The organism is Bacillus sp. S2(2019) (assembly GCF_005144805.1).
Taxonomy (GTDB): Bacteria; Bacillota; Bacilli; order Bacillales; family Bacillaceae; genus Bacillus; species Bacillus altitudinis.
In genome coordinates this window covers 248,091-270,113 of sequence record NZ_SWFL01000003.1, presented here as the reverse complement: position 1 = coordinate 270,113, position 22,023 = coordinate 248,091, and the positions used below count along the sequence as shown (strand labels likewise).

The following is a 22,023-nucleotide window of genomic DNA, read 5'->3' as shown; positions in this document are numbered from 1 at the left end:
TCACTCACTGGCAACTGTAGCAAGGCCTTGTGCCATATTTGTTTTAAACAGCTGAAATGCCCCTTGCTCCACCTGCATCGGCTCTGCCTTTTGCTCTTCATCTTCAACCTGTAAATCAAAGATTTCTTTAAAGAGTAAAAGTTTTTCCTCTGCATTCGGCTCCCCGGCAATTTCTTTGGCCTTTAAGATAGGATCTTTCAGCATTTGATTGATGATGCTTTTCGTATGTTTATTTAACAGCTTCATTTCACGATTTGTGAGGTTTGGAAGCTTTCGTTCGATGCTTTGCATCGTATCCGCTTGAATTGAGAGTGCTTTTTCTCTTAAAGCAGAAATCACAGGAACCACTCCGAGCGTATTAAGCCATTGCTTAAATTCCACAATTTCAGCTTCGATGAGAAGCTCCACCTCTTCAGCTACTGCACGTCGCTCTTTCAGGTTGGCTGCCACAATCCCCTCAAGGTCATCAATGTCATACAAAAAAGCACCTTCTACTTCAGAAATAGCTGGATCTAAATCACGCGGTACTGCAATATCCACCATGAATAGAGGTCTGCCTTTTCTCTGTTTGTTCGCTTTTTCGACCATTTCTTTTGTAATCACAAATTGTTTAGCCCCAGTAGAGCTAATTAAAATATCCGCTTCAGATAATGTCTTTTCTAATTGATTCAAGCTCTTAGGCTCTCCTGAAAAACGGCCGGCCAGTTCTTTGGCCTTTTCGAACGTTCGATTGATGACTGTTACCTGGCCAATCCCTTGACCTTGAAGGTTTTGAGCCGCCAGCTCGCCCATTTTACCCGCACCAAGAATAAGGACATGCTTATCAGAAAGACGTCCAAAGATTTTTTTGGCAAGTTCCACTGCCGCATAGCTGACAGATACAGCATTAGACGCAATATCTGTTTCCGCATGAGAGCGCTTCGCAACTGTTACCGCCTGCTTAAATAAATAATTGAAAACGGTACCAATGGTCTTCTCCTCTTGAGCAACTTTAAAGCTTGAGCGCACTTGACCGAGTATTTGTGTTTCACCAATGACCATAGAATCAAGTCCACAGGCAACCCGGAATAAATGCTCAACCGCTCCATCATTTTCATAAAACTTCAAATATGGAGAGACATCTTCTTTTTCTAAACCGAACCAATCTGCTAAAAATCTTTTTATATAAAACCGACCAGTATGAAGCTGATCTACAACTGCGTAGATCTCTGTTCGATTACATGTTGAGATGACGATATTCTCTAGAATGCTTTTTTCTTCTTTAAGCTTGGACATCGCTGTTCCGAGCTCGCTCGGTTCAAAGCTCAGCTGTTCCCGTATCTCAACAGGGGCTGTTTTATAATCTAAACCCACAACAAGAATATGCATAACTTCAGCTTGCACCCCCAACGCCCTGTCTAATTTATAATAATTACAATATAGAATTTATTATTTATAATGATTATAACATATATTCATTTTTAACTGGATAAAAATTGTGAACAGATTTCAAAAATGTTGTGATATAGTAGAAAAATGTTCGACATCGAATGCCATATCATCACTTCAAGCAATTTACCAGATTTGGCGCGTGCGGACAAATGATCTGCTTATAAGAAGGTGACATCTTTGAAGAAGAAATCTATTTTGCTACCGCTCACTTTGCTGGCTGTAGCGCTATATGCCATTCTCTCAGGAGATCAATTTGACATTTGGAAAGATCAGGAGAAATGGTATACACTTGTACTGCTTTTTGGCCTTGCTTTCTTATATCAAGGAAAGAAGGAGCAGGAAACCTCTCATGTGTTTATCGGTATGCTCATGACAGGCCTTGCGCTACACTTTATCCTTCAGCCGAAATTAGAACACTGGCCAGATACATTTACGATGATTGTGTTCATCATCGGCCTCGCACTTTTGATGAAATCATCACAGAAAAAGGAATATCAAATAGAAAGTGTTGTTCTCATCACACTCGGTCTATTCCTTTATTTCTTTCAACAAATTACGAAGCAACTTAGCACACTTTCCATCCCTACTTCCGGTTTTGAATTGTACTGGCCATATGTATTGATTGCCGTCAGTCTCCTCTTATTATTTTTAAAAAGGAAATAACTTATACAATAAAAAGGCATCTGCATATAGCAGATGCCTTTTTTTAGCTGTTAATCTTCGCAAGGATCGCATTCCAGGCTTCGTCTTTTCCCTTTTTTGTTTCAGAAGAGAAAAGGATTAATTCATCTGAAGGGTCAATGTCGAGTGTCTGTTTGACGACTTTCGCATGCTTTTCCCATTTGCCTTTTGGAATTTTATCGGCCTTTGTCGCAATAATGATCACAGGAACTCCATAATATTTAAGAAATTCATACATGTTCACATCATCTGCGGATGGCTTATGACGCAGATCCACAATTTGAACGACTGCTTTTAACTCTTCACGCATTGTAATATACGTTTCGATCATTCTCCCCCATGCTTCGCGCTCTGTTTTTGATACTTTCGCAAAGCCATAACCTGGGACGTCCACAAAATGGAGCATATCATTAATAATGTAAAAATTAAGCGTCTGGGTCTTTCCTGGTTTAGAAGACGTACGCGCTAAATTTTTCCGATTAATCAATGAGTTAATGAACGAGGACTTTCCAACATTTGATCGTCCAGCAAGTGCGATCTCAGGCAGTCCCCCGCTCGGGTACTGCTCTGGTTTCACCGCACTAATGACGATATCTGATTTTGTTACTTTCATCTTCCCTCTCCTACTAACGCTTTCTCAAGCACCTCATCTAAATGTGAAACCGGAATAAAAGTTAATCCTTCTCTCACACTTTCAGGAATATCATCAATATCCTTCTCATTGTCCTTTGGAAGAATAATCGTTTTCAGTCCTGCACGATGTGCGCCTAATGCTTTTTCTTTTAATCCGCCAATCGGAAGCACTCTTCCTCTTAACGTAATTTCTCCTGTCATGCCAACCTCTTTTGAAACAGGACGTCCTGTGAGTGCTGATACAAGAGCCGTCGCAATGGTAATACCAGCTGATGGCCCGTCCTTTGGAACCGCACCCTCTGGAACATGGATATGAATATCTTGCTTTTCATTAAATTGAGGATCAATGTTCAGTTCATCTGCTTTTGAACGGATATAACTGAATGCCGCCTGCGCAGATTCTCTCATGACATCACCGAGCTTACCTGTTAGCAAAAGCTTGCCTTTACCCGGCGAGAGTGAGACCTCAATGGACAAGGTGTCTCCGCCAACTGTGGTATATGCAAGGCCTGTGACAACGCCGACCTGATCGGTCGTTTCCGCCTGACCATAACGGTAAAGTCTTTTTCCGAGGAATTCAGATAAGTTCTTTTCCGTCACTGTGATGCGTTTGCGGTCTTCAGCCACAATTGCTCTTGCCGCTTTTCGGCAAATCGCCGCAAGCTGACGCTCTAATCCGCGGACTCCTGCTTCTCTCGTGTAATAGCGAATCATATCGTAAATCGCTGCTTCACGAAGCTGCAAGTTCCCTTTCTTTAATCCGTGCTCCTTTAGCTGCTTCGGCAGAAGGTGATCTTTCACAATTTCTGCTTTTTCAACTTCCGTATACCCTGCAATCGTGATAATCTCCATTCTATCACGAAGTGGACCCGGAATGGTTGCTAAATTGTTGGCAGTTGCGATAAATAAGACTTGAGACAAATCAAATGTCTCTTCAATATAGTGATCGCTAAAGTTATGATTTTGCTCTGGATCTAACACTTCAAGCATCGCAGAAGACGGATCTCCTCTAAAGTCAGAAGACATTTTATCAATTTCATCTAAAAGAAAGACCGGATTCATCGTGCCCGCCTTGCTCATCCCGCGAATGATACGGCCAGGCATCGCACCTACATAGGTTCTTCGATGACCACGGATCTCAGATTCATCACGTACACCGCCAAGAGAGATACGGATAAACTTTCGATCGAGTGATTTGGCAATGGATTTAGCAAGTGACGTCTTCCCTACCCCAGGAGGTCCTGCCAAGCAAAGAATCGGTCCCTTTAATGAATTTGTTAGTTTTTGAACAGCAAGATATTCGAGTACCCGCTCTTTTACTTTTTCAAGCCCGTGGTGCTCGTCATCTAAAATTTCGCTTGCAAGCTTTAAATCTAGACGATCTTCTGTATAAGTGCCCCACGGCAGATTGATCAACCAATCAATATAATTGCGAATGACAGAACTCTCAGCAGAGCTTGAAGGGATTTTTTCATAACGGTTCAGTTCTTTTAAAGCCGTTTCACGAACGGAATCTGGCATGCCGGACTCTTCAATTTTAGCCATAAGCGTACTGACTTCGCCTGTTTTCCCCTCTTTGTCTCCAAGCTCCTTTTGAATAGCTTTCATTTGTTCGCGCAAATAATATTCTTTTTGCGTTCGCTCCATTGAACGTTTGACACGCTGGCCAATTTTCTTTTCAATCTCTAGCACTTCTTTTTCATTGTGAATGAGACTGATGACCCGGTTCAACCGTTTTTTGACATCGACTGTTTCCAGCACTTCTTGCTTGTCTTTTAATTTCAAAGGCAGGTGGGAAGCGACGATATCCGCCATTCTTCCAGGTTCTTCAATATCCGTCACCGTTGCATATGTTTCAGCTGAGATTTTTTTTGAAATTTTTATGTACTGATCAAAGTGATCTAACAAAGTGCGCATGAGTGCTTCTGCTTCTGCGTCCTTTAATTCTTCTTCTGTCAACTCTTTAATATCGACTGACGTATAGTCTTCTAGCTCCATGTAGGATTCGATCTGCGCTCGATTTAAGCCTTCGACAAGCACACGGATCGTTCCATTTGGCAGCTTCAGCATTTGTTTAATTTTTGTGTAGGTGCCGACTTTGAAAATTTCCTCTTCACCTGGTTCATCTATTGAAATTTCCCGCTGTGTTGCTAGAAAAATCATATGATCGTTCATCATGGCCTGTTCTAATGCTTGAACAGACTTTTCGCGCCCAACGTCCAAATGCAAGACCATTGTTGGATAAACAAGCAAGCCTCGCAGCGGAAGGAGCGGAACATTCTTTTTGATTTCATCTGCCATGTTGATAGACACCTCCGTCACTAGTATGAATCATTATAATATACCTGTTTCAGTCTTGTACAATGTAAAAGACTTGAGAAATGATGATCTTACCGTAGTATACCCTTTCTTTTTATCTTGAAAAAGAAAAAAAGATCTATTTCACTAAAAAATCCCCATATGAGATGGGGATTAAACAGATTTCCTTTTCATTTCTTCTTCTAGTCCATCTTTCTTCTCATCTGGCGGATTGACCAAACACTGATCCAGCACTTCTTGGAAGTGCTTCACAGGCACAATCGTAACCCCTTCAATCTCTTTTAAGATCGACTGCTGATTGTCATAAGGGATGATCACTGTTTTGACACCTGCTTGTTTGGCTGCCTTGATTTTTGGTATGACACCGCCGATCGGCTTCACCTGACCTTGTAATCCAATCTCACCGGTCATCGCCGTTAAATGATCAATCGGGATTTGATGAATGGCTGAGAAAATGGCTGTGGCCATCGCAATTCCAGCAGACGGCCCATCAATCGGGGCACCCGCCGGAAAATTAATGTGGATATCATATTCATTTGTTCGTATGCCTAAGTTTCGAAGCACGGTTAATACATTTTCAACTGAGCCCTTCGCCATACTTTTCCGTCTGATCGATTTAGACTGATTGCCGATGCTTTCTTCTTCCGCAATACCTGTAATATTGATACTGCCTTTTTCAAGCGCTTTACAAATGTTCACTTCAATTTCAAGCAGAGCCCCGCTGTTCGGTCCATACACGGCAAGACCATTTACTACTCCTACCTTTGGCTTTTCCGGTACTTTTTGTTCATATCTTGGTGTCAGCTGGCTTGAATGAATGACCCATTCTACATCGGCGATCGTAATATCTTTTCGGTTTTCAGTGACAGCCATACCTGCGGCGATCTGTACCATGTTGACCGCTTCACGTCCATTTTTCACATAAGATGTTAACAGGTTCAGTCCTTCGTCACTTAATTCCTTCTGTATTTTCTCGACTGCTTTAGCTGCAACAATTTTCAGCTCATGCTGATCCAAATCCTTGAAGAAAATCTCCAAACATCTTGATCGAATAGCCGGAGGAATTTCGTCTGGTGTTCTTGTCGTGGCACCAATCAGTCGAAAATCAGCGGGTAACCCATTTTGAAAAATATCATGGATGTGATTCGGGATTTGCGTATTTTCTTCACTGTAATAAGCACTGTCTAAAAACACTTTTCGATCTTCTAGCACTTTGAGCATTTTGTTCATTTGAATCGGATGGAGTTCTCCAATTTCATCGATAAAGAGAACGCCGCCATGAGCATGTGTGACGGCTCCTTGTTTCGGCTGCGGAATGCCTGCCTGTCCCATGGCCCCAGCTCCTTGATAAATGGGATCATGTACGGAACCAATTAAGGGATCTGCGATGCCTCGTTCATCAAATCTTGCCGTTGTGGCATCAAGTTCAACAAATACTGCATCTTTTTTAAATGGTGAATCAGCGTGACGCTTCGCCTCTTCCATTACTAGACGAGCAGCAGCTGTTTTTCCAACACCAGGCGGCCCGTAGACGATGACATGTTGCGGGTTCGGTCCACACAGGGCAGCTTTAAGTGCACGTATACCGTCTTCCTGCCCTACAATATCTTGAAACCCCTTTGGCCGGACTCTCTCTGATAAAGGTTCACTCAGTTTAATGGATCGCATCTTTCTGAGTGCTTCCATTTCTTTCTTTGATTCTTTATCGATCGTCACCTTTTGTGTGCGCTGATTTTTCAGTAAGTTCCAAAAGTACAACCCGATGACGATACCAAAGAACAGTTGTATGAATAATACGATTCCTGTCCAGCTCAATCGGTGCTCCCTCCTTCATCTATCGTTATGTATTGGTTTCTGTCTGCTAGTATTTCCTAGAGCTGGACGGAATAAACACAACTTCCACGATAAATAAAAAACTCCTGAATCAAAAGATTCAGGAGTCATTCAAATGGGCTTATGCTGATGTTTTTGTATCTTTATTCACGACTGTACCGTCTTTTAAGACAAGACGAGGCGGCTCACCATCAGCAACCGTTTCACCAGTAATGACACATTTCTCAATATCATCACGAGATGGAAGATCAAACATCACATCAAGCATGATGCCTTCAATGATGGAGCGAAGACCACGAGCTCCTGTTTTACGCTCAATTGCTTTTTTCGCAATTTCGCTAAGAGCATCTTCTTCAAACTCAAGCTCAACATCATCAAGCTCAAGCATTTTTGTATATTGCTTAACGAGCGCATTTTTAGGCTTCGTCAAGATTTCTACAAGTGCTTTTTCATCTAACGGCTCTAGGCTTGCAATAACCGGAAGACGACCGATGAATTCTGGGATTAAACCGAAGCGAAGTAAGTCTTCTGGCAGAACTTTTGATAGAAGGACTTCTTTTTCAAGATCTTCAACTTTATTTTCCGCACCGAATCCAATGACTTTTTGACCTAGGCGGCGTTTAATGATTTGCTCAATGCCGTCAAAGGCTCCACCACAAATGAAGAGGATATTTGTTGTATCAATTTGAATGAATTCTTGATGAGGATGCTTACGTCCACCTTGAGGCGGTACACTAGCGACCGTTCCTTCAAGAATTTTCAAAAGGGCTTGCTGTACACCTTCCCCAGATACATCACGAGTGATAGAAGGGTTTTCTGATTTTCTTGCTACTTTATCGATCTCATCAATGTAGATAATGCCTTTTTCAGCTTTTTCTACATCATAATCTGCTGCTTGGATCAGCTTTAGTAAAATATTCTCTACGTCTTCCCCAACGTAACCTGCTTCCGTTAAAGACGTCGCATCTGCAATCGCAAATGGAACATTTAAAATACGTGCAAGCGTTTGAGCAAGTAATGTTTTACCGCTTCCTGTAGGTCCAATCATAGAAATGTTACTTTTCGAAAGCTCAACATCATCAATCTTACTGTTGGAATTAATCCGCTTGTAATGGTTATAAACCGCTACAGCTAAGGATTTCTTCGCATTCTCTTGTCCGATGACATATTCATCAAGAATTTCCCGGATTTCATGAGGTTTCGGAACATCCTTGAATTCAACTTCTTCCTCAGTACCGAGCTCTTCTTCAACTATTTCCGTGCAAAGCTCGATACATTCATCACATATATATACGCCAGGTCCTGCGACCAGTTTACGCACTTGATCTTGCGTTTTTCCGCAAAACGAGCATTTTAATTGACCTTTTTCCTCGTTGAATTTAAACATTCTTTCACCCCTTATTCTTCTTCACTTGCCTGTAGCTAACAGTCAGCTACCCTTCTGGGTCCAGTATGTATGCATTTTACCATACTTTCCTAAAAGACGGTAATGATGTGTTTGTAACACTGCACATTGAGATATGTATGACAGAAAGATGCGACTTACACTATCGTTTCCAAAAGAAGCGATGATAAGTCAAAAATTGTACAAAACAAGGCACGAGTCACTCGCGCCCTGTTTTATTATTATGCACCATATTAACGGTTTTCTACAAGAAAATCAATTGCTTTACGAACTTTTAAATCTTCTTTCATTGCTTCAGTAGAACCGATCGCTTGTTTGATATTTTCAACTGGCATGTTGTATGCTTCAGCCATTTTTGAAAGTTCTTCTTCCACTTCTTCATCAGACACTTGTAGGTCTTCTGCAGCAGCAATTGCTTCAAGAGTAAGATTAGATTTTACGCGTTTAGCAGCATCTTCTTTCATTTGCTCTTTTAGCGCATCTTCATCTTGTCCAGAGAACTGGAAGTAAAGCTCAAGGTTCATCCCTTGCATTTGAAGACGTTGTTCGAATTCTTTCATCATGCGGTCTAGCTCAGTGTCAACCATCGCTTGAGGAACGTCAACTTCCGCATTTTCAGAAGCTTTTGCTACTAGCTCTTCACGAAGTTTGCCTTCTGCTTCGTTTTCTTTTGCTTCTTCAAGACGTTTCTTCGTTTTTTCAGTTAATTCAGCAATCGTTTCTACTTCTTCATCAACATCTTTAGCGAACTCATCGTCAAGTGCTGGAAGTTCTTTTGCTTTGATTTCATGAATTTTCACTTTGAATACAGCTGGTTTACCTGCAAGGTCTTCAGCATGATATTCTTCTGGGAATGTCACTTCAACGTCTTTTTCTGCACCTGCTTCAAGACCAACCAATTGCTCTTCGAAACCAGGGATGAATGAACCAGAACCTACTTCAAGAGAGTAGTTCTCAGCTTTTCCACCTTCGAATGCTTCTCCATCAACGAATCCTTCGAAATCTAGAACAACTGTATCGCCGTTTTCGATTGCGCCTTCTTCTTTGACAACAAGCTCAGCTTGACGGTTTTGCATAGCTTTTAACTCTTCTTGGACATCTTCATCAGATACAGATGTGTCGTCTTTTTCTACGTTAAGACCTTTGTAGTCACCAAGTTTTACTTCTGGCTTCACTGTTACTTTTGCAGTGAAGATTAAGCTTTCGCCTTTTTCGATTTTCTCAACATCGATTTCAGGGCGGTCAACCGGCTCGATACCAGCTTCGTCGATTGCTTTCGGATATTCAACTGGAAGAAGAATATCTAGTGCATCTTGATAAAGAGATTCTACTCCAAAACGCTGCTCGAAAAGACCACGTGGTACTTTCCCTTTACGGAATCCAGGGATTGATACTTGCTTAACTACTTTCTTAAATGCATCATCAAGTGCTTTGTTAAATGTTTCAGCGTCAACTTCTACTGTTAAGACACCTTCGTTACCTTCTTGTTTTTCCCATTTTACTGACATGTGTGTTTCCCTCCAAAAATCTATTCAGATTGTGCGTTGTTACATTCTAAAGCATCATAAAGACTTCGTCCAATCAAAAACCACGCACTCCGCTAAAGAAGCGGTCTTATGTATACAACATTTGACTTGATTATACATAACGTCTTTCAACCGTTGGAATCTTACAACCGCACGATATATGCACAAATACAACCATTATATTATAACATAACAAGTCCGTCTTTCAACTAAATCGACAAATTACAAATAAGAAATTTCTTCAATATCTTTCAGCATTGTACAAGCTTCTCTCAGCTCTCGTTCGTTAAAATCATACAATAAATGCAATTCTTCGAGGTCAATCTCGATTCCATGCATTTCATAGCCGACTTTATGAAGTGCCGCAGCCCAAAGACTCGGATCCGTATATTTAGGAAGAAATGGATATAGCACAAATAAGTGCCGGCGCCATAACTCTTCAACTCCTTGGTAAAGGGTTGGGTTCTCATTACCGAGTGTGTCATCGAGCTTTCGAAGGACTTGCTGAAGCAGTGGCATTTGCTCTGGCTTGACAGCCTCAGAAGGAACAAGCGTTAATGAATCACCGAACTTCGTCACATGAACCGGCTTTGCCACATCATGATCTGACAGAAGTTGCAGGATCAATGATTTGACCAAAGGGTTTCCATCAGGCTTTTGTAGGATCGTATTTAATAGACCCATATGCGGCGTGATGTTTCGGTCTTTCAGCGAATGGATGAACTGCACCTGCTCTTCTGGCCGCTCGAGCATTTCATCTATATTGATTTCTCCGCTGCCTTCCTCTTCTTCGTCTAAAATCTCTTCTGGTGATTCAATCATCTTTCTGCTAAATTCAAGCAGCTTATAAAAATGCTCCGCACTTTCTGCTGGAAGGTGATTTTCTTCAAGGACAGCCTCAATTGTTTGTTTGACTTCCTCGTACTCTTTCAGCTGAATTAAGATGGTCATATATACTTGAAGCACAGTGAAATAGTGTCCATATCCTTCATGTAGCATCTTTTCACAGACTCGCTTTGCATCCTGCAGCTCACCAAGCTCTAGAAAACAAATCGCCATACCGAGATGAATATCGGATTCTTCATCGTCATCATACGATTTCGCTTCTGAAAATAAGTGAAGCGCCTCTTGATACTGTTTATCTTTTAATGCTGCCATTCCTTTTTCAATCAGTCTTTCTTTCAGACCAGGAAACAAAATGACATTATCTTTCTTCTTGTCATGTTTCATGCTTACGTTCCTTTCGGGCGCATATTTTTTATCAGTTTACCAACGAAGGTTAGTAAACACAAGTAACGAGAGGTTTTCATGCAAAAAAGAAGCCGTCACACCACGGGGACGGCTTCTCGTTGTTTATGCACGCAGCCAGCTGCTACGTTTTTCTTCAAATGCTTGAATCTCATCTTCTAGTAACAATGTTAATGAAATCTCATCATAGCCATTCAGGAGCATTTCTCTCCAGTGTGGATCTACATCGAAAGGAGTAACATTCCCTTCATGGTCTTGAATCTGTTGTTTTTCCAGATCAACTGTCATTTCATATCCTTTGTTTTCATATGATGCAGCAAACGTTTTCCACACATCATAATCAAGGCGGATTGGAAGCATCCCGTTTTTAAAACAGTTTTGATGAAAAATATCGGCGAAAGATGGGGCAATGACAATTTTGAAACCATAATCATCAAGTGCCCAAGGCGCATGTTCCCTTGATGATCCGCAGCCAAAGTTTTCGCCTGCGATCAAAATAGAGGCTCCTTCATAAATCGGCTGATTGAGTTCAAAATCTGGATTCGGACTGCCATCTGCTAAATATCGCCAGTCGAAGAAGGCAAATCGGCCATATCCTGTTCGTTCGATTCTTTTCAAAAACTGTTTCGGAATGATTTGATCTGTATCTACATTTATACGGTTAAGCACAGCGGCTTTTCCTTTATGAGTGACTAAAGGCTCCATCTATGACACAACTCCTTACACGACTGTTTTCTCTTGATTAAACTTCCTGACATCGACAAATCGGCCATGTATGGCTGCCATCGCAGCCATTGCCGGGCTGACTAGATGCGTTCTTGCACCCTTCCCTTGACGTCCCTCAAAGTTACGGTTTGATGTAGATGCACAGCGTTCACCTTCTGGCACCACATCGTTATTCATGCTGAGGCACATACTACAGCCAGATTCTCTCCATTCAAATCCTGCTTCTAGGAAAATTTCATGAAGACCTTCTTCTTCTGCTTGCAGTTTGACACTTTGTGAGCCAGGAACCACAATCGCTCTGACATGATCAGCTACTTTTTGTCCTTCAATCATAGAAGCGGCTTGGCGTAAATCAGTCATTCTTGAGTTCGTACATGAGCCAATAAACACATGCTCAATCGTAATATCTTCAATACGCTGATGCGGGTGAACCCCCATGTATTCATAAGCACGTTTTGCTTCTTTTTGGTCATCTTCTTGTGCAAAATCTTCAGGTCCTGGAATTGCCGCATCCACAGGGAGCACCATTCCTGGGTTAATTCCCCACGTGACCATTGGTGAAATATGATTTCCATCTAAAACAATGGTTTTATCATAGGTCGCACCCGGATCTGTTCTTAGTTCTTTCCATTCTTTGATCGCTGCTTCAAAATCTTCACCCTGCGGTGCGTATTTGCGTCCGCGGCAATATTCAAAGGTCACTTCATCAGGTGCGATCAATCCTGCTCTTGCGCCTGCTTCAATTGACATATTACAAACGGTCATCCGCTCATCCATTGACATGTTTCTGAATACTTCCCCAGTGTATTCAATGACATAACCTGAACCGAACTTCACGCCATGTGCGCCAATGACTGCTAAAATGACATCTTTGGCTGTTACCCCTTTTTGAAGCGTTCCGTCTACTCTAATTTCTAGTGTCTTCGGACGCTGCTGCCAAAGTGTTTGTGTGGAAAGCACATGCTCAACCTCACTTGTGCCAATCCCAAAGGCAAGTGCACCAAATGCGCCATGAGTAGATGTATGACTATCTCCACACACGATTGTTTTCCCCGGAAGTGTTAAACCAAGCTCTGGTCCAACGACATGAACAATTCCTTGGTCTACACTGTGAAGGTCAGCTAGACGGACCCCGAATTCAGCACAGTTGCGCTCTAGAGCACTGACTTGCTTCTTCGCAATCTCATCTTTGATCACAAATCGATTCACAGTCGGAATGTTGTGATCCATCGTCGCAAATGTGTTTTGTGGTCTTCGCACCTTGCGCCCTTTTTGTCTTAATCCTTCAAATGCTTGAGGTGACGTCACCTCATGCACCAAGTGCAGATCAATATATAAAAGGTCTGGTTTTCCCTCGCCATTTTTAACAACATGCTGATCCCATATTTTTTCGATGATTGTTCGAGGCATAACCCTTTTTCCTCCCTCTACCTAATTCAACAAGATTTCTATTTATACAATTGTTTTCGTACGTTGTTTGAGTGCATCTACAACGGCTTTCGTGATATCATCAGTTGTTTCATACGTTCCCTCTTTTGATGCTAGGTCCTTTGTTCGTTTGCCAGAGGCAAGAACAGCTTCCACAGCTGCTTCAATTGCGGCCGCTTCTTCTTCTAAAGCAAAGGATGTTCTAAGCAAGCTGGCTGCTGACAATATAGTAGCCAGAGGGTTTGCGACATTTTGCCCCGCAATATCGGGTGCTGAACCATGAATCGGCTCATATAAATGAAGGCCGGTGCTTGATAAACTAGCAGATGGCAGCATGCCGAGTGAGCCAGTAATCATAGATGCTTCGTCACTTAAAATGTCACCAAACATATTCTCTGTCACGATGACATCAAATTGAGCGGGCTTATAAATCAGCTGCATCGCGGCATTATCGACGAGCATGTGCTCATATGCGACATCTGGATATTGTGATGCAACTTCTTCTACCGCATCCCGCCATAGTTTACTCGAAGCGAGAACATTTGCTTTATCCACAGACGTTACTTTTTTCCGTCTCGTTAACGCCATGTCGAACGCTTCTTTTAATACACGAACAATCTCTTCCTTTGTATAAAGAAGTGTATCAACCGCAGCTTCTTTTCCTTCATCATCCGTGTAGCGCTCACTTGGTTCGCCAAAGTAGAGGCCTCCAGTTAATTCACGAACGATGACGAAATCTACTCCGCTAATGTGATCTTGTTTTAACGGTGAAGCCTCACTCAAGCTATCAAATACTTTGACAGGACGGATGTTCGCAAATAAGTCCAGCTGCTTGCGAATGGAGAGCAAGCCTTTTTCTGGGCGAAGTTCTGGCGGGTTTTGATCCCACTTTGGTCCGCCAACGGCTCCTAATAAAATCGCATCTGCGCTTTTGCAAACTTCTACTGTTTCTTTAGGGAGCGGATTGTTTTTTTCATCTATCGCTATACCGCCAATGAGAGCTGTTTCGAATTCAAATTCGTGTTGAAATTGAGCCGCTGTCTCTTTCAGGACAGCGACGGCTGATGTGACGACTTCCGGTCCGATTCCATCGCCGGGCAAAAGTGCAATTTTCTTTTTCATGAGTCCCTTCCTCCTTTCTTATGAGATGGCGTGATGTTTCTCAATTTCTATTAGGTTTGATTTAAAGATTAAATGTCTATTCACTGCATTGACGTAAGCTTTAGCCGATGCTTCCAGCACATCTTGCGCTACACCGCGTCCTGCTGTTTCTTTTCCTTCTATTGAAACAGTGACATATACTTCCGCTAGTGCGTCTCTGCCTTTTCCATTTGATTGAATACGATAGTCTAGCAAATGAATTCTTTCCTCCATACAGCGCTCAAGCGTGTTGTACACAGCTTCTACACTGCCTGCACCTGTAGCTGCTTCTTGAATGACTTCCTGCGTTTCTTGATTTTTAAGAGAGACTGTTGCTGTCGGCATTTGCTCTGTCCCATAATGAACTTGAAGACTTTCAAATTCATAGCCAATTTTCCGGTCTGCTACTTTTTCTTCTAATATAATAGAGATCAAATCATCATCTGTGATTTCTTTCTTCTTCTCTGTTAAGTTCTTAAAAGTTTCGAAGAACTTATTGATTTCTTCTTCAGTCAATTTAAAGCCGAGTGTTTTTAAGCGGTCTTTAAACGCGTGTCTTCCGGAGTGTTTACCAAGGACAAGCACATCTGTTGTGACGCCTACAAGCTCTGGAGAGATAATTTCATAGGTTGTTTTTTCTTTGAGGAATCCATCTTGGTGAATACCTGATTCATGAGCAAATGCATTGTTTCCAACGACTGCTTTATTACGCGGTACAATCATACCTGAGTATTTGCTCACTACATCACTTGTACGCTTAATTTCATTCAACTGAATGGTTGATTCGACTTGGTAAAAGTCTTTGCGAATATGAAGGGCAACTGCAATTTCTTCTAAAGCAGCATTCCCTGCGCGCTCTCCAATACCGTTGACAGCCGTTTCAATTTGATCTGCTCCATTTTCAATGGCAGCAAGTGAGTTCGCTACAGCCATTCCTAAATCATCATGACAGTGTGCTGACAAGATGACTTGATCGATATTTGGAACGTGTTCCTTCATATATTTAAAGATATTTCCGTACTCTTTTGGTGCTAGGTATCCAACAGTGTCAGGCAAGTTAATGACACTTGCGCCTGCGTCGATCACTTTTTCTACAATTTCTGCTAGGAAAGAAAGATCTGTCCGGCATGCATCTTCTGCTGACCACTGAACAACTGGGAAGCGCTCTTTCGCATATTTCACCATTGAAACAGCTTGTTCAACCACTTCTTCACGTGTTTTCTTTAGTTTATGCTTGAGGTGAATGTCAGAAGTCGCAATAAAGACGTGTATTCTTGGTTGAGCTCCATCTTTTAATGCGTCCCATGCAGCATCGATGTCACCTTTCACACATCGTGCAAGTCCTGCAACTGAACAGTTCTTAATCGTTCTTGCAATTTCTTGTACGCCTAAGAAATCCCCTCGGGATGAAGCGGGAAAACCCGCTTCAATGATATTAACCCCAAGGCGCTCAAGCTGCTTAGCAATGATTAGCTTTTCTTGTGCATTTAAGTTCACTCCTGGTGATTGCTCTCCATCTCGAAGTGTTGTGTCAAAAAAATTAATTTTTCGCACCGACGCTCACCGCTTCCTTTTTCTTTCCTTGTTTAACGAAAGGCATCATTTCACGAAGCTTTCTTCCGACGATTTCAATTTGGTGCTCATTTTCATTTGCATTGATCGCATTGAAACGTGGACGATTCACTTGGTTTTCAACAATCCATTCTTTTGCGAATGTTCCGTTTTGGATGTCAGTCAAGACTGCTTTCATTGATTCTTTTACTTTTGCATCCACAACGCGTGGTCCTGATACGAAGTCACCCCATTGCGCTGTATCAGAGATTGAATATCTCATACCTTCTAATCCTTCTTCATACATAAGGTCAACGATCAATTTCAGTTCATGCAGACACTCGAAGTATGCAAGCTCTGGCTGATAACCAGCTTCTGTTAATGTTTCAAAACCTGCTTTTACTAATGAAGTAAGACCTCCACAAAGAACTGCCTGCTCACCGAATAGATCCGTTTCTGTTTCTTCTTTAAATGTTGTTTCAAGAACGCCCGCTCTTGCTCCGCCGATTGCTTTTGCATAAGCAAGTGCTTTGTCTTTCGCTTGACCTGATACATCTTGATAGATAGCAAATAGTGCAGGTACACCAGCGCCTTGCTCATATGTTCTTCTTACAAGATGTCCTGGACCTTTTGGAGCCACAAGATACACATCTACGTCACTTGGAGGAACAATTTGATGGAAGTGAACGTTGAATCCGTGTGCGAATACAAGTGAATTACCTGCTTCTAATTGATCTTTGATTTCTTCATCATATACTTTCTTTTGCTGCTCATCTGGAAGTAATACCATGACGACATCTGCTTGTGCTGCTGCTTCTTTTACTGTGAATACTTGATGGCCGTCTTCTTGTGCTTTTGTATAAGATCCGCCTTTTCTCACACCGACAATCACATCTACGCCGCTCTCTTTTAAGTTCAATGCATGTGCATGACCTTGTGATCCGTAACCAATGATAGCTACCTTTTGACCATTTAATACGTTTTCTTGAATATCACCGTTATAATATACTTTTACCATTTGACTCTCTCCTTTTGTTTAGACAATTGAAATTGTTTTATTTGTTTGCGGCTTTTGCTGATTATCTCTCGCAAAGGCCGTGGTGCCAGTTCTGGCGACTTCTTTAATGCCGTATGGCTTAAGTAATTCAATGAGTGCTTCAATTTTTGAAGACTCACCTGTCACCTGAATGACGACACTCTCTCTGCTCACATCTACAATAGAAGCTCTAAAAGGTTCAATGACCCCTGTGATTTCCATTCTAGATGCTGGTGCAGATACGACTTTTATCAAAGCCAGCTCTCGCTGAACGATTGATTGGTTTGTAATATCCGTTACTTTGAGGACATCGATTTGTTTGTTCAGCTGTTTTGTCAGCTGTTCGATGTCTTTCTCCTGGTCTACATGGACGACGAACGTGATGCGTGATACATCTTGAATCTCAGAATGGCCGACCGTAATACTTTCAATATTGTAGTGTCTTTTCGTAAAAAGGCCTGTGATTCTGTTCAGTACGCCTGATCGATTTAATACAGTCAACACAATAATTCTTTTCAAGGTTTCACCCCCACCATCTCATGAAGTCCTTTCCCCGGTGCTACCATCGGGAATACTTTCTCATCTCTCGCTACATTGACATCGATGAAAACAGGCTCTCTAGAGGTTAAGGCTTCTTCGAGTTTTTCTTGCGCCTCTTCGTCTGATGAGATTCTGATCCCTTTAATGCCATAAGCTTCAGATAATTTCACGAAGTCTGGCTGCTCTGAAAATTTAGAATGTGAGTAGCGTTCTTCGTAAAAAATTTCTTGCCATTGTCTTACCATTCCAAGACTGTGATTATTCAGAACAATCACTTTCACTGGAAGGTTCAGCTCACGGATAACGGCAAGTTCTTGCAGGGTCATTTGAAAACCTCCGTCTCCTAAAATCGCCACAACCGTTGCCTCTTGATCAGCTAGCTGCGCGCCAATCGCTGCCGGTAAACCAAATCCCATTGTGCCAAGCCCACCAGATGTCACCCACTTATCGGCATTTTCAAATGGATAGAACTGTGCAGCCCACATTTGGTGCTGTCCGACATCAGTTGCCACAATGGCTTCACCTTTTGTAAATTGATGAATGTATTCGATCAGCTTTTGAGGTTTAAAACCTTCAGCTTCGTTTTCAACGTACCAGAGTGGATATTCTTCCTTCCACTGATTTAGCTGGCTCTTCCACTCGTCTGATTCACCTTGTTTCCCGTCCTGCTTGATCAGTTCTTGAAGCACTAGCTTACTGTCACCAACAACTGGGATATGGGTGTGAATGTTTTTACCAATTTCCGCTGGGTCGATATCAATATGAGCCACCTTCGCATGCTTTGCAAAATGATTGAGGTTGCCGGTTACCCTGTCATCAAATCTCGCTCCGATTGAAATGAGTAAGTCACATTGATGTAGTGCCATGTTCGCTGCATATGTGCCGTGCATACCCGCCATTCCTAGGAATAGAGGATGCTTTGCCGGGAATCCACCAAGCCCAAGCAATGTATGGGCGACAGGGATTTGCTGCTGCTCTACATATTGCCTTAATTCTTCCGACGCTTTGCCATGAAGAACGCCAGCTCCTGCTAGAATAACTGGTTTCTTTGCTCTGCTTACAGCTTCTACTAACTTGCGAATTTGCAAATAATTCGGCTCAATTTTCGGCTGATAACCAGGCAAATCGATTGGCTGATCGTATTCAAATGTCCCTTCAATACCAGCGACATCTTTTGGAATATCAATCAAGACTGGACCAGGTCTGCCGGTTGTTGCGATGTGAAATGCCTCTTTAATGACACCCGGTAACTCTTCTGGACGTCTCACTTGATAGCTGTGTTTTGTGATTGGCATTGTGATACCAAGTACATCTGCTTCTTGGAATGCATCTGATCCAATGACTGAGGTTGCCACCTGTCCAGTGAAGATAACCATAGGTAGTGAATCAATCATCGCATCTGCAATTCCTGTGACTAGGTTTGTTGCCCCCGGTCCTGATGTGGCAATAACAACGCCTGGTTTACCAGATACTCTTGCGTATCCCTCCGCTGCGTGAATCGCTCCTTGCTCATGTCTTGGCAGAACATGAAATAAACCAGAATCGTAAATTTTATCGTAGATTGGTAAAACGGCTCCGCCAGGATAACCAAAAATGACTTCTACTTTTTCTCTTTTGAGTGCTTCAATTAACATGAGTGCACCGTTCATCGTTTGTGGTGCATTTGATTTTTCCGTCTCCATTTGTACATTTGTCCCCATTTGATTTCCTCCTCTTTGTCTTGCTTCAGTCAAGTCCTTTCACCCTTTTCCATTCAAGATAGAGATATGAGACCATATAAAAAAGCCTTCTCACCCCACAATGACACTACTTTTCACTAGGTCAAAGGGGCGAAAAAGCTTTGTTTTTCGCGGTACCACCCTTGTTCACGGCAAATCATGCTGCCGTCTCATGGACATCTTTCATCCATTTTGGTAACGAGTGATGCAATGTCACTCGGTCTGCCCTACTATCATTTCAAGCAGACACTCAGAGGTGAGTTCACTTTAGAAAGTAACACCGGTTTCCAGCTAGCACCGGCTCTCTGTAGATACTGACTCTAAAGCTACTAGTCCTCTTCAACGTTTATCGATATCTATTTAGCTTGCGTGAATGTTCTCATCGGTAAAGACTACTTTTTCTCCTTCTTCAACGACTCGCTTGCGGAATTGTTCAAGAAGTTTGTTTGTGTGGAACCCTGGCTTTCCTTCGCCAATGATACGGCCGTCAACTTTTACAACAGCGATGACTTCGGCAGCGGTTCCTGTCAGGAAGACTTCTTCAGCTGTATACACATCATGTCTTGTGAAAGGTTCTTCTTTCACTTCGTAGCCTAAGTCTTCTGCAATCTCCATGATGGCATTTCTTGTGATGCCTTCAAGAGCGCCGATATAACCTGGCGGTGTATAGAGCTTACCTTTTTTATAAATAAACACATTGTCTGCAGAACCTTCTGCCACGTACCCTTGATCGTTCAGCATCAGCGCTTCACTCACACCGGCCATATGGGCTTCGATTCGGACAAGAATGTTATTCAAATAGTTTAATGATTTCACTTTTGGACTTAGTACGTCAGGACGATTTCGCCTTGTCGGTACTGTCACAATATCAATACCTGTTTCATATAGGTGCTTTGGAAAGATGGCCAGCGGCTCTACAATGATCACTGTGTTGGCTCTCCCGCAGTTGTTTGGATCTAAGCCAAGATCACCGGCTCCTCTTGAGACAACAAGGCGGATATAGGCATCTTTTAGGCCGTTCCTTTCAACTGTATGAATCATTTTTTCAGTGAGCTCCTCAAGTGAATATGGAATGTTCAGCATAATGGATCTAGCGGAATCATACAGGCGATCTAAGTGTTCTTTCATTCGAAAGATATTTCCGTTATATACACGTATTCCTTCGAACACACCGTCACCATATAAGAAGCCATGATCATAAACTGAAATTTTCGCATCCTCTTTTTTCACGAGTTCATCGTTTAAAAAGATCCACTGTTCCTTTTGGTCTTCCATCTTCAGTGAGCACCCTCTCTTTCAAACAAAAAGTAGTTGAATTTTCAGACACTTTATATTGAAGTGTCTCACGCTTACTCTGCGTGTCTGTTTGCTTTTGTTGAACCCATCTTACGCCGCTTTCCATACAGTGTCAACAGCATTTTTAAAATTATTAGACAATTTAGACTAATCAAAATAAAATGTATACGCTTACACCTTTGCTAGACAAGGAATGAAAAAACTTAAAATTTTTTGTATTTTTTCTTCAATTTATTTACTCTACATGAACGGTTTTCTTTTGAACAAGCTTTTGTAATATTTTTTCACACGGTTTTTGAAGAATATTGTGAGATTTCATTGCGTTTGTTTTTTCCTTCAGCATGCCTTTCTAAAGCGTTTTCCTATGAATTTGTGATAGAATGAGAGCATCTAATAGAAGGAGGGCAATACATGGCTAACATCAGAGGTTATATCGGAACGTATACAAAGGGAGACAGCAAAGGAATCTATTCTTTTACTTTAAATACGGACAAGCAGCAGATTGAACAAGTAGAAGTGGCTGCAGAACTTGAAAATCCTACATATTTAACTGTCTCAGATTCTCAAAAGTTTGTGTATGCTGTTGTGAAAGAAGGAGCACAGGGCGGTCTTGCTGCGTATCAAATTGATGCCGACACCGGCGCACTTCGTTTCATCAACCAAGAGCTTGCCGATGGGGCTTCTCCTTGTCACGTCAGCGTGGATAGCCAAACGAAAACGGCGTTTACGGCAAACTATCATAAAGGAACAGCAGAGATGTACGAAATTGATGCTGAAAACGGCTCAGTGATCCGCACGCTGTCACAGGCGCAACATGAAGGCACTGGACCAAACGAAGACCGTCAAGAAAAACCGCACACTCACTTTATGGGTTTGACACCTGATGAACAATTTGCAGTAGCTGTTGACCTTGGCACAGACGGAATTTATACGTATAAGAAAGAAAACGGCAAACTTGAGCTTGCCCATACATTTGAAACAAAACCAGGCAGCGGCCCTCGTCATATCACATTCCACCCAACGAAACCTGTGGCCTATGTCATGACAGAGCTCAGCTCAGAGGTCATTGTACTTCGTTACTTTGAAGATGGTCATTTCGAAGAGATCCAAACGATCGCAACCATTCCTAATGACTTCACAGAGAATAATCAAGGCAGCGCCATTCATGTGTCTTCTGACGGTCAATTTGTGTATGCAGGAAATCGTGGACATGACAGCATTGCCATTTTCAAAGCAGATGATGACGGCAAACTAAGCCTCGTTGACATTGCTTCATCTGAAGGAAATTGGCCTAGAGACTTTGTCCTTGATCCAACAGAAGAATTTCTCGTCGGCTCAAACCAAGAATCTAGCAACCTTGTGTTATACAAACGTGACAAAGAAACCGGTCGACTCACTGTCTTACAATCAGACATCACCGTTCCGCATCCGGTTTGTGTGAAATTTTTAGGATAATGAAAAAAGCCTCCGTTTAGGAGGCAATAGATTGTTGACAAAGGGCTAAAATGAACT

Annotated in this window: 17 protein-coding genes and 1 other annotated feature; of the genes, 2 read left to right on the top strand and 15 right to left on the bottom strand. The window is 42.1% G+C overall.

From position 1 onward, the window contains the following. Positions 1 to 1,368, bottom strand: a complete 1,368-nt coding sequence (gene hemA / locus FBF75_RS11495; protein ID WP_024718410.1) for a glutamyl-tRNA reductase — start codon at positions 1,366 to 1,368, stop codon at positions 1 to 3. 240 nt (positions 1,369 to 1,608) lie between these two features. Between hemA and FBF75_RS11490 the strand changes: the two genes are divergently transcribed. Further along, the gene (locus FBF75_RS11490) at positions 1,609 to 2,094 is read left to right on the top strand and encodes a hypothetical protein (RefSeq protein WP_136944760.1); all 486 of its coding nucleotides are present in this window, start codon (positions 1,609 to 1,611) and stop codon (positions 2,092 to 2,094) included. A gap of 43 nt (positions 2,095 to 2,137) precedes the next feature. On the opposite strand, the gene yihA is transcribed toward FBF75_RS11490, so the two are convergent. From yihA to ilvE, 14 genes are all read right to left on the bottom strand, one after another. Next, the gene (gene yihA / locus FBF75_RS11485; protein WP_007501562.1) at positions 2,138 to 2,725 is read right to left on the bottom strand and encodes a ribosome biogenesis GTP-binding protein YihA/YsxC; all 588 of its coding nucleotides are present in this window, start codon (positions 2,723 to 2,725) and stop codon (positions 2,138 to 2,140) included. Then, a complete protein-coding gene (gene lon / locus FBF75_RS11480; protein WP_057079240.1) occupies positions 2,722 to 5,046 on the bottom strand; it encodes an endopeptidase La in 2,325 nt (774 codons plus the stop codon). Before lon ends, yihA begins: the two co-directional genes overlap by 4 nt. Positions 5,047 to 5,217: 171 nt before the next feature. After that, complete coding sequence (gene lonB / locus FBF75_RS11475) at positions 5,218 to 6,879, bottom strand: ATP-dependent protease LonB (protein WP_007501566.1); 1,662 nt, start codon at positions 6,877 to 6,879, stop codon at positions 5,218 to 5,220. A 139-nt stretch (positions 6,880 to 7,018) separates the two neighbouring features. Beyond that, positions 7,019 to 8,284 (bottom strand): ATP-dependent protease ATP-binding subunit ClpX, encoded by a 1,266-nt coding sequence (clpX, locus tag FBF75_RS11470; protein WP_060781248.1) that lies wholly within the window; start codon positions 8,282 to 8,284, stop codon positions 7,019 to 7,021. Between the two features lie 251 nt (positions 8,285 to 8,535). Next, positions 8,536 to 9,810 carry a trigger factor gene (tig, locus tag FBF75_RS11465; RefSeq protein ID WP_017358146.1) on the bottom strand — a complete coding sequence of 425 codons (1,275 nt, stop codon included), beginning with the start codon at positions 9,808 to 9,810 and terminating at the stop codon, positions 8,536 to 8,538. Positions 9,811 to 10,050: 240 nt separating this feature from the next. Next, a complete protein-coding gene (gene ddcA, locus FBF75_RS11460) occupies positions 10,051 to 11,058 on the bottom strand; it encodes a DNA damage checkpoint antagonist DdcA (RefSeq protein WP_136944759.1) in 1,008 nt (335 codons plus the stop codon). 123 nt (positions 11,059 to 11,181) lie between these two features. After that, on the bottom strand, positions 11,182 to 11,781 hold the full coding sequence (leuD, locus tag FBF75_RS11455; protein ID WP_008342843.1) for a 3-isopropylmalate dehydratase small subunit: 600 nt from the start codon (positions 11,779 to 11,781) through the stop codon (positions 11,182 to 11,184). 15 nt (positions 11,782 to 11,796) lie between these two features. Next, positions 11,797 to 13,212, bottom strand: a complete 1,416-nt coding sequence (leuC, locus tag FBF75_RS11450) for a 3-isopropylmalate dehydratase large subunit (protein WP_007501575.1) — start codon at positions 13,210 to 13,212, stop codon at positions 11,797 to 11,799. Positions 13,213 to 13,254: 42 nt separating this feature from the next. After that, on the bottom strand, positions 13,255 to 14,352 hold the full coding sequence (gene leuB, locus FBF75_RS11445) for a 3-isopropylmalate dehydrogenase (protein WP_039166990.1): 1,098 nt from the start codon (positions 14,350 to 14,352) through the stop codon (positions 13,255 to 13,257). Positions 14,353 to 14,370: 18 nt separating this feature from the next. Continuing rightward, positions 14,371 to 15,924, bottom strand: a complete 1,554-nt coding sequence (locus tag FBF75_RS11440; RefSeq protein WP_008342850.1) for a 2-isopropylmalate synthase — start codon at positions 15,922 to 15,924, stop codon at positions 14,371 to 14,373. After that, positions 15,911 to 16,939 carry a ketol-acid reductoisomerase gene (ilvC, locus tag FBF75_RS11435; protein ID WP_007501581.1) on the bottom strand — a complete coding sequence of 343 codons (1,029 nt, stop codon included), beginning with the start codon at positions 16,937 to 16,939 and terminating at the stop codon, positions 15,911 to 15,913. The genes FBF75_RS11440 and ilvC overlap by 14 nt, the downstream gene beginning before the upstream one ends. Positions 16,940 to 16,957: 18 nt before the next feature. After that, entirely contained in the window at positions 16,958 to 17,476 is a 519-nt protein-coding gene (gene ilvN / locus FBF75_RS11430) for an acetolactate synthase small subunit (protein WP_007501584.1), read from the bottom strand. Continuing rightward, a complete protein-coding gene (ilvB, locus tag FBF75_RS11425) occupies positions 17,473 to 19,197 on the bottom strand; it encodes an acetolactate synthase large subunit (RefSeq protein WP_008342854.1) in 1,725 nt (574 codons plus the stop codon). The genes ilvN and ilvB overlap by 4 nt, the downstream gene beginning before the upstream one ends. A gap of 122 nt (positions 19,198 to 19,319) precedes the next feature. Then, positions 19,320 to 19,567: a binding site (T-box leader), on the bottom strand. Positions 19,568 to 19,575: 8 nt separating this feature from the next. Continuing rightward, on the bottom strand, positions 19,576 to 20,490 hold the full coding sequence (gene ilvE, locus FBF75_RS11420) for a branched-chain-amino-acid transaminase (protein ID WP_008342856.1): 915 nt from the start codon (positions 20,488 to 20,490) through the stop codon (positions 19,576 to 19,578). 432 nt (positions 20,491 to 20,922) lie between these two features. Here ilvE and FBF75_RS11415 point away from each other — a divergent pair, with 432 nt between their 5' ends. After that, positions 20,923 to 21,966: a lactonase family protein gene (locus FBF75_RS11415; RefSeq protein WP_046527132.1), complete on the top strand. Its 1,044-nt coding sequence runs from the start codon at positions 20,923 to 20,925 to the stop codon at positions 21,964 to 21,966. Positions 21,967 to 22,023 lie beyond the last annotated feature (57 nt).

Coding starts and splice junctions, on each gene's coding strand:
- hemA (WP_024718410.1), bottom strand. CDS start 1,368: ATGCATATTCTTGTTGTGGGTTTAGATTATAAAACAGCCCCTGTTGAG.
- yihA (WP_007501562.1), bottom strand. CDS start 2,725: ATGAAAGTAACAAAATCAGATATCGTCATTAGTGCGGTGAAACCAGAG.
- lon (WP_057079240.1), bottom strand. CDS start 5,046: ATGGCAGATGAAATCAAAAAGAATGTTCCGCTCCTTCCGCTGCGAGGC.
- clpX (WP_060781248.1), bottom strand. CDS start 8,284: ATGTTTAAATTCAACGAGGAAAAAGGTCAATTAAAATGCTCGTTTTGC.
- tig (WP_017358146.1), bottom strand. CDS start 9,810: ATGTCAGTAAAATGGGAAAAACAAGAAGGTAACGAAGGTGTCTTAACA.
- ddcA (WP_136944759.1), bottom strand. CDS start 11,058: ATGAAACATGACAAGAAGAAAGATAATGTCATTTTGTTTCCTGGTCTG.
- leuD (WP_008342843.1), bottom strand. CDS start 11,781: ATGGAGCCTTTAGTCACTCATAAAGGAAAAGCCGCTGTGCTTAACCGT.
- leuC (WP_007501575.1), bottom strand. CDS start 13,212: ATGCCTCGAACAATCATCGAAAAAATATGGGATCAGCATGTTGTTAAA.
- leuB (WP_039166990.1), bottom strand. CDS start 14,352: ATGAAAAAGAAAATTGCACTTTTGCCCGGCGATGGAATCGGACCGGAA.
- ilvC (WP_007501581.1), bottom strand. CDS start 16,939: ATGGTAAAAGTATATTATAACGGTGATATTCAAGAAAACGTATTAAAT.
- ilvB (WP_008342854.1), bottom strand. CDS start 19,197: ATGGGGACAAATGTACAAATGGAGACGGAAAAATCAAATGCACCACAA.
- ilvE (WP_008342856.1), bottom strand. CDS start 20,490: ATGGAAGACCAAAAGGAACAGTGGATCTTTTTAAACGATGAACTCGTG.
- FBF75_RS11415 (WP_046527132.1), top strand. CDS start 20,923: ATGGCTAACATCAGAGGTTATATCGGAACGTATACAAAGGGAGACAGC.